This is a genomic window from Loigolactobacillus zhaoyuanensis, from assembly GCF_003946385.1.
Lineage (GTDB): Bacteria > Bacillota > Bacilli > Lactobacillales > Lactobacillaceae > Loigolactobacillus > Loigolactobacillus zhaoyuanensis.
This window is the reverse complement of sequence record NZ_RHOE01000066.1, coordinates 1-12,673: the sequence shown is the minus strand read 5'-3', so window position 1 is coordinate 12,673 and position 12,673 is coordinate 1. Positions and strand designations below refer to the sequence as shown.

At 42.2% G+C, this 12,673-nt stretch carries 9 protein-coding genes and 1 pseudogene; 6 read left to right on the top strand and 4 right to left on the bottom strand.

Annotated features, from left to right (window positions below; genetic code table 11):
- Window positions 1-840, top strand: a pseudogene (locus tag EKM76_RS10945) (oxaloacetate decarboxylase subunit alpha); the annotation flags it as partial.
- A gap of 75 nt (window positions 841-915) precedes the next feature.
- On the opposite strand, the gene dhaS reads toward EKM76_RS10945, so the two are convergent.
- Window positions 916-1,473 (bottom strand): dihydroxyacetone kinase transcriptional activator DhaS, encoded by a 558-nt coding sequence (gene dhaS / locus EKM76_RS10940; RefSeq protein ID WP_125550698.1) that lies wholly within the window; start codon window positions 1,471-1,473, stop codon window positions 916-918.
- 139 nt (window positions 1,474-1,612) lie between these two features.
- Window positions 1,613-3,247, bottom strand: coding sequence for an APC family permease (locus EKM76_RS10935; RefSeq protein ID WP_125550697.1), 1,635 nt, complete (start codon window positions 3,245-3,247; stop codon window positions 1,613-1,615).
- Window positions 3,248-3,689: 442 nt separating this feature from the next.
- Between EKM76_RS10935 and EKM76_RS10930 the strand changes: the two genes are divergently transcribed.
- Both EKM76_RS10930 and EKM76_RS10925 read left to right on the top strand, forming a co-directional pair.
- The gene (locus tag EKM76_RS10930) at window positions 3,690-4,448 is read left to right on the top strand and encodes an ABC transporter ATP-binding protein (protein WP_318531407.1); all 759 of its coding nucleotides are present in this window, start codon (window positions 3,690-3,692) and stop codon (window positions 4,446-4,448) included.
- A gap of 16 nt (window positions 4,449-4,464) precedes the next feature.
- A complete protein-coding gene (locus EKM76_RS10925) occupies window positions 4,465-6,273 on the top strand; it encodes an FtsX-like permease family protein (RefSeq protein WP_125550695.1) in 1,809 nt (602 codons plus the stop codon).
- A gap of 161 nt (window positions 6,274-6,434) precedes the next feature.
- Here the strand turns inward: EKM76_RS10925 and EKM76_RS10920 are convergent, their stop codons facing one another.
- Together EKM76_RS10920 and EKM76_RS10915 are read right to left on the bottom strand one after the other, a co-directional pair.
- Window positions 6,435-7,109, bottom strand: coding sequence for a histidine phosphatase family protein (locus EKM76_RS10920; RefSeq protein WP_125550694.1), 675 nt, complete (start codon window positions 7,107-7,109; stop codon window positions 6,435-6,437).
- 14 nt (window positions 7,110-7,123) lie between these two features.
- A complete protein-coding gene (locus EKM76_RS10915) occupies window positions 7,124-8,023 on the bottom strand; it encodes a proline-specific peptidase family protein (RefSeq protein WP_125550693.1) in 900 nt (299 codons plus the stop codon).
- 222 nt (window positions 8,024-8,245) lie between these two features.
- Here EKM76_RS10915 and EKM76_RS10910 point away from each other — a divergent pair, with 222 nt between their 5' ends.
- The 3 genes from EKM76_RS10910 (at window position 8,246) to asp1 (ending at window position 12,444) form a co-directional block, all read left to right on the top strand.
- Window positions 8,246-9,271 (top strand): DUF1002 domain-containing protein, encoded by a 1,026-nt coding sequence (locus EKM76_RS10910; RefSeq protein WP_125550692.1) that lies wholly within the window; start codon window positions 8,246-8,248, stop codon window positions 9,269-9,271.
- Window positions 9,272-9,393: 122 nt separating this feature from the next.
- Entirely contained in the window at window positions 9,394-10,935 is a 1,542-nt protein-coding gene (locus EKM76_RS10905) for a glycosyltransferase (RefSeq protein WP_125550691.1), read from the top strand.
- On the top strand, window positions 10,936-12,444 hold the full coding sequence (gene asp1, locus EKM76_RS10900; protein ID WP_125550690.1) for an accessory Sec system glycosyltransferase Asp1: 1,509 nt from the start codon (window positions 10,936-10,938) through the stop codon (window positions 12,442-12,444).
- The last annotated feature ends 229 nt before the right edge of the window (window positions 12,445-12,673 follow it).

Genomic DNA, 12,673 nt, shown 5'->3' with positions numbered 1-12,673 from the left:
TATCAGTTAGTCAGTGAGATCAAAGCCGCAGTCGATCTACCGTTAGAGGTCCATACCCATGCGACTAGTGGCATCTCCGAAATGACTTACTTGAAATCCGTTGAAGCAGGCGCCGATATTATCGATACGGCGATCTCCTCATTTTCTGGCGGCACCAGTCAGCCAAGTACGGAATCGATGGCCATCGCCTTAGAAGGGCTCGGCTACCAGACTAACTTAGATATCAACAAGTTATCTAAGATCGCCGAACACTTTAACCCGGTGCGCGACCGTTTTCGGCAAGCTGGCTTATTAAATCCTAAAGTTAAGGACACAGAGCCACGGACGTTACTGTATAAAGTACCGGGTGGCATGTTGTCGAACTTGCTCAATCAGTTAAAAGAACAGGGCTTGGAAGATAAATATCAAGCTGTATTGGAAGAAGTGCCGCATGTACGCGCTGATCTAGGCTACCCGCCATTAGTCACGCCATTATCACAAATGGTGGGCACCCAAGCCGTCATGAACGTGATCAGTGGCGAACGCTACAAGTTGGTCCCTAAAGAAATCAAGGACTACGTAAAGGGCTATTATGGCCGACCACCTGTGCCGGTCTCTGACGCGATCCGCCACAAGATCATTGGCGACGACCCTGACGTGATCACGGTGCGGCCAGCCGATCTGATCGCTCCACAAATGGCCAATTATCGCAAAGAAATTGGTCAATACGCCCATTCAACTGAAGATGTGTTGATGTATGCGTTGTTCCCCGAACAAGCCAAAGATTTCTTAGGTCGGCGGGAAGATCCATTTTACGACGTTCCGACGCAACTCGTTGAGGTAACGATCGACGTTGACTAAATAATCAGAATACAATACCCCCCCTAATTGAAATTAATTAGGGGGGGTATTGTGAATTGTGAATACAGTGAATCATTATTGAACCCGTTGTAAAAAACCACTAATCGTGTCTTCGATCACAGTTTGTAATTGCTGGCTGAGATATTGTGGTGAATTTGGTTGCTCGTCTTGTAGCCAATCAACAATGACGCTAACGACAGCTCGTGAAAAATATTCACGAAGGAAGCTAATGTACGCGCCGGTCAACGGAATATTTTTTGTTTTCAATAAATCGCGGACAATGATATCGGTCAGTTGCTTGGTGTGAGCTAGAAAATATTGATCAAAGGAATTTTGCTCACTGATAGCCAGGGCGTTGCGGTAAAATGAGCGGTTATCCTCAAGATAATTGAGTAAGTCGAGTAGAGAGGATGTCCAGTGCTCATAGTCGACACTTGCTTCCAGATCAGTACCAGCTTCGGAACTAAAGATCCAAGCCAATAAATCATATTTATCTTGAAAATACTCGTAAAAAGTTTGGCGCCGTAACTGAGCTTGCTGCATGATCAAAGTAACATTGATCTGATTAAATGAGGTGGTCAGCATCAAAGCTTTTAATGCAGTCGCGATTTGTTGTTGAGTAGTTGATGGCATGGTTCACAGTCCTTTTTACGCTAATTTATAGATTACATTAATTAAATTTTAGCATTTCAGAAAATTTATAGCTAGCCAAGGCGGCTGAAGGTTTTATTTCAATAAAAATAGCGTGATGCTTTTTGCATCACGCCACGGTTTAGGCTTTAGCTGAGCGTCGATAAATAAGACGTAAGCAAAGACTGAATAGAGCAATAACCAATAAAATCAAAATTAAGCGAACGAGTACGTCCACACTTTGGAGGCGTGAGATCCAGTAGCCGATTGCAGTAGCGATGAGCAGCAGGATAAGGTTTACTGCCCACTGGCTGCTGGTAAAGGCGTTGCCGGAGTTTTCTCGTTGACGACGGGCAATGATCGGCATAACGAAACCGATCGCACACAAGCCGATCGTGACCACAATATTCATGATCAGTGAATCTGTCCACATCGTTGTACCAGGCTTGGCATCAGCCGGGAAAAAGGCAGCGACAGCGGAGAAGAAAGTAATGACTAGCATCCAGACGCCGACACTGAAGCCAAGGCGGTCATTTTTGATGTATTTGTACGCTGGTGTTGGGTAACGGTCACTATGCAAGCGAACCATCATAAATGCCCAGAAAAGGAAGCAGGTTGCAAATGGCGATACGATACCATTAAGGTTCAACAGCCAATTAAAAATATCGTTGATTTGCGGTAACAAGCCACCAAGAAACATGATCACGGCACAAATGGCGGTGGTCATCCAGTAACCGTTGATCGGTAGACCGTCCGCATTAAGCTTGGATAATTGTTTTGGCATATATTTTTTGCTAATATCGCCAAGAAATACGCGGGTACCGGCATCTAGTAAGACGGCTAATTGTGCACACATATAGATTGCTTGGGTCACTGCAAAGACATACATTAGAATTTTACCCCAGCCGAAATGTTGGCCTAATGCCAAGAAAGCGTAATAGGAGCCGTTCATTTTCAGGTCATTGGGTAAATGGTGGGCATTGAAGAACACACCTAATGAGAATGAACCGAAAACCGTAAGAAAGGCGGTCATCACCGCAATCGTGATCATTGCTTTTGGAAAGTCCTTCCGCGGATTCTTCATATCAGTTACATATGGTGCGACCAGTTCAGAACCGTTCATGGCAAAAATCAACAGACCTAGCGTGGTGAAGAAATGGCCATCAATTTTAGGGATGAACGCTTTTGGTGTAAATGGTTGGGTGGCGATATGCCCACCGGTTGTTAAAGCGACGACGGTCATAATAACAAATAATACGGTCATGATGAACATGGCACTACCACCGATAACACTCATGATCGCCAATGATTTATTTTTGAATAAATGTTCAAAAAAGATAAAGCCGACGAAAACGATGGTGGTTAAAATGCCAAACATGGCTTTGGACATATACGCATCCACGTTGCCGTTACCGTGGATCAACCAACCAAAGGCGATCACAACGGAGTTAGCGACGTCAACAATATAGGGTAGACCAACGACCCAGTAAAACCAAGCCGCAAAGTAACCAATTTTATCACCGCTGGTACCGCGAACCCAAGAAGTTAAGCCGCCACCTTCAGTGCTGAATACAGAACCTAGGTGACCAACCATCAACGAATAAGGTAAAACGTAAACGAAGAGCATAACGATCCAAGATGTAACAACACCTAAGCCTTGATTCTGAAAATTATAGATAATATCATCGAAGCCAATGACGGTGACAAAGTCCATTAGGGCGATCACCGGCCACTTTATATAATTGCGATTGGCGCTTTCTAATTCTAGTTTTTCCATAATAACCTCCAAAAATAGAGTGATTAAAAAGGCGGTCAGAATTTGAGCATCAAGCGTAGTTGAGCGCAGAATTCTGCTTTTTTAATCACGTTTCTGCTAAAATGTAATCCAATTTTTGACAACATTTTAGGTGACATCTATTTCAGGAATATTGGCGGGTTATTTTGGCAGAAGCCAGCTGCACACATGACGACCGTCCTTTCTTTCATAAAATTCAATCTTATCTAGTATAATGAAAAAGCCATGAAAATACTAGCCCGAATAACGTTCTTTCCATTTTAGAGATCGTATTATACTTTGTTTGACCGGCTGTTAGCAGACATCAGCTGTTTTGCCTACTGGACTAAAGCCGCAGTGCTAACTCCGGACAAAAGGCTGATGCTTACTACTATAATTTCACGTAAACTAAAAATAACCACGAAAAAAGGAGAAATTAATAATGATAGCAAAAGCACCAATCGTTGCGGTAGATGCCGTGCGTAAAGTCTATGGACAGGCTAATGAACAACAATATGAGGCATTGCACGATGTGAGTTTCCAGGTACAGGCGGGTGAATTTGTCGGGATCATGGGTGCTTCTGGTTCCGGTAAAACAACGTTACTTAATATTTTATCGACCTTGGATCAACCAACTAGTGGCTCGGTGAAAATCAATCAACAAGAAATTACACAACTACGGGGTAATCAGTTAGCTGATTTCCGAGCTAAAGAAATTGGTTTTATTTTCCAAGATTTTAATTTGTTGGAGAATATGACGGCTTATGAAAATATTGCGTTACCATTATCCTTACAAAATGTGTCCGCAAAAAAAGCACGGCCATTGATTGAAAAAATTGCCGTAACTTTGGGTATTGATAAAATACTAAACAAGTATCCCACCGAAATTTCTGGCGGACAGAAGCAACGTGTCGCTGCTGCGCGTGCCTTAGTGCATGAACCAAGTATTTTAATGGGCGATGAACCAACCGGGGCCTTGGATTCGAAAAGTGCTAAAAGCCTGTTAGATACAATGACGACGTTGAATCAGCAACAGCAAGTATCAATTCTACTAGTGACTCATGATCCATTTTCGGCTAGTTATTGTCAGCGCATTTTATTTATTAAGGATGGACAGATCGGCCAAGAGTTAAAACGGGGTGATCGTAGTAAAGCTGCGTTTTATCAGGATATACTCGGTGTACTTGGCCGAACTGAGCAGTAGGGGGGGTGATTTAGAGATGCTATTTAAATTATCACTTACCGGTATCAAAAGTCGCTTTAAAGATTATTTGGTTTTATTTTCTGGTTTAGTAATGGCAGCAGCTATTTTCTATATGTTTGAGACTTTAGCAACTAACCACAGTTTTATTAAGGCCAATAGCACTTTGGCGCTGGCACCGTTTATCTTCCAATTTGGTTCGATTTTATTAGCAATTATTACATTTGTTTATATTTTATATGCCAATTCTTTTTTGCTAAGCATGCGCAAGCGGGATTATGGACTGTTCATGATGTTAGGTGCCAAGTCAGGCAAGCTCGGTCAACTGATTTTTATTGAAACCTTAGCCATCGGGGTATTATCACTATTGATGGGGGTGATCGTTGGGATTGGCTTAACGACCTTAGTTGGCCAATTGTTGATTCAACGATTAGATGCCACCGCGCTGCATTTTAGTGCGTTTTATGGACCAGCTTTGGTGGTGACGGTGCTTTTCTTCTTGGTATTATTCATAGTGGCAGCACTAATGAATCAGCGTGTCTTACGTAAAACACCAGTATTAGCCTTATTAAAAAGTACCGCTCAGCCAGCACATGTTCAGGTTAGACCGGCTAAAACAGTCAGCCAAGTTATCTTTGGTCTAGTTAGCTTAGCAATCGGCTATGTGGCAATGCACCAAATTGGCACCTTACAAATGTTAGGCATTGCGATCGCTTTAGTGACGATTGTTGTGGGCACGTATTTAGTTTTTAATTCATTATTTACGTGGTTATTGACTCGCTTAAAGCGCCATACAGCTTTTGCCAGTCGTGGCTTGAATAATTTCACCTTGGCGCAATTAAACTTTCGTATTTTCGATTATAATCGTATGTTAGCCTTGGTGACCTTGCTATTTGCGTTGGCATTAGGCGCAATCACAACTGGGATGGGTTTCCAAAAAAACATTAAATTATTCACCGAAAGTGCGCCGTATGACGTCGTTTTGCACGATCCAACTGCCAGCATTAAACAAGCAGCCACAAAAATCGACATAAAAAAACAAAATCATTATATGTATAAAGTAGGGGCAAATACCGTCTATTTTAGCCGTGATCAATTCGACCAGCAGCCGGTATACGTACAAAAACCATGGCGTAAAAATCAAACGACCACAAAATATCAGTTGACTTACGGTCGTGAAATGAATCAACAAAACCCGTTGCTCTGGCAGCAGTCATTGCAGGAATTATTGTTACCACGAGATAGCCAAAAAACAATCAAACTAGTTGATCAAGCTACTTTTGCCCAAACATCTGGGCGAACACAACAACTGACAACAATTGTGGCCCGTGATTTCTTTGCTGAGTTACCGACGATTAAACGCGTGACTCAGTTGGATCAACGGCATAACAAAGTGGCAACTAGCTATGATATGGGATCGACTAAGTATGACGCCTATCAAATGATGAACGGCTTATTATCTGGTTTTGAATTTATGGGATTTTTCCTTGGGGTGGCTTTCTTAGCAATGTTGGCGAGTTGTTTAATGTTTAAGATTCTTTCTGGAGCGGCTAGTGACCGTACGCGTTATCGGATGCTGGATAAGATCGGTACCCGGCAACGTTTATTGCGTGGGGCGATTGCTAAAGAAATTGGGGTGCTATTCTTATTACCAGGCGTTGTTGGGGTGATCCATGTTTTGTTTGGTCTCCAAATGTTTACTACTACAGGTTTATTACCGCACGCCTACCATGATTTATGGTTACCATTTTTAATTTTTCTGGTGTTGTATAGCCTATATTATTTGTTGACCGTTAAGCTATATCAAAATATTGTTTTAAAAAAATAGTATAAAACAAAGAACCATGACATTTATGTCATGGTTCTTTGTTACGTTTCTTATGACCGAATCTTCACCACAAAAAGGATATTGTTTTTATCAGAACTCTTTTTCTATAGCCGCTACAATGGTTACAAATACCTTCAAAAGTGTAGCAGCTCCGGTTACGTTTATTCTAACGGGCCTTCGTCAATGCGATTATAGTAATCAACTTGGACTTCGCTACCCCGTAAGACCAGCTTGGTGACACTGCCATTCCGGGGGCTTTTAGTTAAATCAAATTGATTTTCGCCGAATTTACCAACGATACTGCGCATCGTTGTTCCATGGCTGACTAAAAGAATTTTAGCGTTAGCTGGATTATCACGGCGCAACATATCAAACCCTAACAATAGGCGATTCCAGTATTCGGTGCTATTTTCAGCATCGTGGAATGGATCGGCCTGCTTCATAAAATCTTTTGAAGCGTCGATCGAGTAATTACTGATAATTTCCGCATAGTTTTTACTATCGTGACCAGCACCGGTGAGAAACCACGCTTCGGGCGAGTTCATGCCTTCGAAATAGCCATAAAACTCTTCACGGAAGAAGGGGGTCTCAATCGGTTCAGTTAAAGCATGACTTGTATTAGCTTTAAGAATTAAACGTGCGGTACTCCGGGCACGCCCAGTATCGCTACAATAAGCTTGATCAAATTTGATTTGTGCAAGCCGCTGACCGACTTTTTCAGCATCTAAAATGCCTTGTTCAGTCAATGGTGAATCTGACCAGCCTTGCATACGATTATAACGGTTAAAATAAGTTTGACCGTGGCGAACGAGGTAAACAGTTGTTTCTGCTGTCATAGTTCTCCTACCTTCTAAAAAGTACCATTCTCTACATCTTGGATAAATTGACTTAAATGATCGAAGTAAACAGGTGCGTTATCGATCATATGGTGATGACCACCGTCTGGAGTTGTGACTAAACGGGAATTAGGGATTTGTTCAGCCATTCGTTTTGCTGTTGCCAGCGGCATCGTCTCGTGTTCACCGAAAGTCAGTAACGTTGGGACTTTGATATTCTTGATCTGGTCACGAACATCCCATGATTTTAATTTACCTGTAACAACAAATTCATTATTACCTTGGAAATCATTATAAACGGGAGTTGCCATGGTACTAACCAAATGAGAGATCGCAAGTGGTTGCTTACGATCAACATAGCCAGCATTTAAAATGTCAACGTAACCTTGATAGCGTTCGTTGTCCAAATCATTGCGTGCTTCGCAGTCTTTCATGTAAGCTACTGCATCAGCGGGCAGGGTTGCTTCACGGATCTTGTTAATATTGACCACATATTCGTCAATGTTATCAACCATACTGGAGATGATCGCACCCTTTAAGTGTTGACCATACTTCAAGGCATAAAGCATAACTAGCGCACCGCCCCATGATTGACCGATCAAATAAAAATTCTCTAAGCCTAACTTTTGGCGGACTTCTTCAACTTCATCAAGATAATAGTCATAAGTTAAGAAACGGTCACGAATTGCGGGATCAGAGAAATCAGGTTGGTCAGAATACCACGAACCTAATTGATCATACATTGAGACTTGTACACCAAGTGGAGCTAACTTGTCAGCAAAGTTTTCATAGTATTCGTGATTGCCACCAGGGCCACCATGGAGCGTCAATAATTGAATGTCGCCAGTGCCGTCGGTATGGGTCCACAAATGATAACCGCTATCTAACGTAATGATCTTGGTTCCGTTTTTCATATTCTCACCTTTTCCTATTAAGATATCTTCATTCTAACATTTTCGTGGTCGAAGCTAAAGGCTCAGCAAAACTAAATATATGGTAAAGTTTTGTCGGAGTAATCGCTTTTATACAGAAAGTTAGTTAAAATAAATAGGCAGGCTGATAGGCTGCTGTATAGACATCCTATTTTAGGATATAGTTTGGTGTTCATTAAAAAAATATATAAGGGGTTTTATAATATGAAGTTAACTTGGCAAAAATTAAGTCGCCGTTTTGTGGTGGCATTGACGCTAGCCGGTGTATTTTTTGGCAGTGGGATTGCGGTTCATGCGGATACCTATGATAGCAGCAGTAGTGAAAGTGTCGTTAACGAGCGCTGGGGTAAGCCGACTTTTATTTATGGTGGTGGCTTAACCCAAAGCCAGGTTCAACAAACCATGGCTATTATGAATATCAATAGTGATGATGTCACCACTGATAGTGTGACTGGCCAAGATTTGGTCAAATATTTAGGCTCTGGCTCCGGCGATACTAGTGTGATGATCTCTTCAGTTTTGGTGACGCGTGAGTCCAGTGGCCACGGCATTACCGTAAAAATTGATACGCCTTCTGCTATCACGCAAATTACCGCAAATGAATATAAAAATCCATTGATCACTGCCGGCATTACCGATGCGACGATTGAGGTTGCCAGTGTTAAACCTGTTACCGGCGAAAGTGCACTGACTGGGGTCTATAAAGCGTTTGAAGCTAATGGTGAGACAATCGACCCCGATCGTGCTGCGCTTGGGCAAGAAGAGTTAGAGACGACGAATTCGGTTGCTCAAGATGCAGTTCAGCAAAATGAACAGGATAATCCTAACCAAAGTAGTTCAGAAAATAAGGAAGACGCCAATAAAATCAAATTACAGTTAGCTAACGCATTAACGGATATCAAACAACAGTTAGCTGATCTTAAGGAACAGGGTAAAACCGCGAACACCACGCAGATCACTAATATTGTTAATACGTCGATCAAAGATAATAATTTATCTGGTAAAATCAGCCAAACCAACATCACGCAACTGGTTAATTTAGCCGACAAATATCAAACTACTTCTGGCGTATTGGATAAATCAACGATGAATCAGTTGGACAAAGCGAAAACCAGTATTGGTTCAGCCTTAGATAAAGTTGGTGGGGCTTTAAAAAATGCCCAAAATAGCAGTTGGTGGCAAGAATTTGTTAGCTGGGTCAAGAATACTTGGCAAAGTATTTTTAGCTAATTGAGAGCAACAGGAAAGTGGGGCAGCGGCAAAATACCGCAGGTGCCACTTTTTTCATTGATCCAGTAGTTTGTTATACTAGAGAGTAATCATTATTTAGAGCTAAAGGAGCTGTCGCGATCGTGTTTTATTTTGTCAATACGAGCATTAACCCGAAAAAATCAGGAATCGAGCATGCGGAAATGAAGCGACTTGCTTTATTTAGAAAACATGGCGTACCTGCTAAAATTGTGACCCGCTTTTTTTCGTTGAGTTTGCATGAAACGTTGGCGAATGCTGGAATTCCTGAAACTGAACAAATTAACTTATTTGATTTTATTCAGCACTCGACTGATTTCAAACCGCGTCAGTTAACGATCGCTGCGCTAACTTTTCCATCAGACTATCGTGTGAGTGCTGATGCGCATAATTATAAGGTCGAGCAGGGCACGCAACTAATGATGCGGGTCAATACGATCGGCCCACACGATCCACGTTTAAATAACGTTCAATATTTTGCTAAAAATGGTAAATTAATCAAAACCGAGTGGTACGACACACGCGGATTTAAAGGCTTAGAACAGTTTTATACGGTTGATGGTCAAGTTGCCAGTGAACAAGTTTTTGATCCGCAAGGCAACGTGGTTTACCAGACTTTTCATATGCAAGATAAGCAAGGCAATCTAAAGAATTCATTATATCGTTTTATTGATTATCACGGTCATGATTGGTCATTCAATGGTGAAGAAGCGATGATGCGATTCTTCCTTGATGAATTGAATCAAGTCGATGACGGGCATAATATTTTTGTCGTCGATCGTACTTATGAGTTAGCTTGGTCAACTTTGCGGATGCATACACGGCCATTTCGGGTAATGCATTTACACAGTAACCATGTGAATGATCCCGCTGACCCGCAGCAGTCGACCTTAAATTATAATTACGAATTAGCTTTAAATAATTTGGCTGATTGGGATGGTGTGATCACCGCTACTGATCAGCAAGCGGCTGATTTTACCACACGCTATGGGAATACTACGCCGGTTTTTACGATTCCAGTTGGAGTGGTGGCTGATCAATTGTTGAATGCGCCGCATGTAAAATGGCAATCACGCACCCCAGGCAAGGTAGTGATGGTGGCCCGCTTATCTGAGGAAAAACAGCAAGATCAGCTGATCAAAGCCATGCAAAAAGTGCATGCTAAATTGCCTAACGTGTCGCTAGATTTCTGGGGCTACGCTAATGGCGATACGGGGACTAAGTTACATCAATTGGTGGCTGATCTTGGTGTCGGCGATTACGTTAAGTTCAATGATTACACGGCTAACATCGGGCCAGTTTATGATCAAGCACAATTAGCGGTACTGACTAGTCGAGCGGAGGGCTTTGCGTTGGCTTTATTAGAAGGTCAAGCGCATGGATTACCGCAGGTTGCGTATGATATTAAATACGGTCCGCAAGCAATTATTCGTGATCAACAAGATGGTTTATTGGTGCCATTAAATGATGTTGCTGCTTTAGCCGATGCTATTTATGCCTTACTTAGTGAGCCAGTTAAGCTACAGGCATATAGCGAACAGGCTTATCAGGATAGTCAGCGCTACTCTGAAGCAACGGTTTGGCAAGCATGGCAGCAGTTAAGCAATGCGGCCGAACGGTATTATGCCGGAAGGGAGGAACAGTAAATGATCTATTTTGTTAATCAGTATTTAATGGCCTTGAATTCAGGCGTTGAGCACGCTGAGTTTAAGCGGTTAGCTTTGTTTAAACGCCATGCTGTTCCTGCTAAAATAGTGACGCGGGATTTCGACGTGTTATTACATCAGAATATGGCGCATTTTGGCTTGGTGGATACCGATTTGATCAACCTGTATGACTTTTTTCGTAAAAGTGAGCAAGTCCCAGCGCACGTTTTAAAAATTCAGGATTTGAATTTAGCGCCAGCTTATAACGTGGATCCTAGCGCTAATGTTAGTCATGTGCGTGACGGTGACCAAGTAGTCGCCGATGTTTATTTTAGTCCGGGTACCGTGGGCCATTTATATTATGTGAATTATTTTGATGCTTTTACCAACATTGTGCAGCGAACTTATTATGATGCGCGTGGGTTTAAAGCAAGTGATCAATTTTTTGCACCTAATGGCGAAGTGATCACCGAGATCATTTATAACTTGGATGGTAGTCGCTTGTTCGAACGTTACTATGCCCATAACAACGAGAATCAAAACTATATTGTTGCAATTCGGTTGTTGGCTTATCACGGACGTGAATGGCAATTTGATACTGAAGATGACTTAATGCGCTTTTTCCTCGATGAGTTAAATCAGCGCGAAGCAGGGACTTTTATTGCCGATCGACCATTAGCCGCCGATTGGCCGGTGATCAATATGCAAACGGCAGCTCGCAAATTTGTTTGGCTACCAACGACGCACGCTAATGATCCGCAAGACCAAGTTTTCAGTAATATGAATGGTGCATACGTCTATGCCATACATGATAATTTGGCCAAGTTAGATGGTGTGATCACTGCAACACAGCAGCAACAAGCCGACTTGACCCGTTGGCTCGGTGGTCAGCCGGTCAGACCGATCACGGCGATTCCGGCGGCAGTAGTGGCTAACACCACCTTAACAGCTAAGCCGATTCCACTCAGTAAACGGATAGCTGGGAAGATTATATTTGTTGGTCGAATCGATCAAACTAAACGATTGAATCAGTTGATCGAAGCTTTTAGTCAAGTACATCAGCGTTTGACTGATACGATATTAGAAATACATGGTTATGGTGCCTTGATCAATAATTTGCAGCAGCAGGTGACACAGCTTAAGCTCAAAAATGTGATCACGTTTGTGCCTTATCATCAAGACTTAGCAGCAACTTATGATCAAGCGCAACTTTTTGTTTATCCAGCAGAAAGCGATGGTCAATCATTGGCGCTGGTTGAGGCACTAGCCCACGGTGTTCCTGTGGTGAGCTATAATATTAATTACGGCCCTAAAGAGATCATTACAGATGGTGTTAATGGTTATTTAGTTCCTTCAGGTGAGGTTAAGGCCTTGGCAAATGCAATGGTTAAAGCCTTAGTCAATCAAAAACGGTGGCAGCAGTTAAGTCAAAATGCATATCGCAGTGCTAAACAATATGGTGAAGATCAAGTTTGGCCATTATGGCAAAAAACTTTAGGCTTGAAATAATCATCGAAGTATCTGGCTTAATTAAAGCTAATAAAACTCTCCGCGCGGCCACCGCGCGTAACCATCTATGAAAAAAACGTCTTTACCGTTATACTAGCGGTGAAGGCGTTCTTTTGTACATCGTCTTTTTATTGGTGCCTTGAGCCTGAAAATAAAACCGATGGTCTTCAATTCGTGAGATTAACTCATTGTCGTCTTGAACACGGATAAAAAATTTCACATCCTCTAG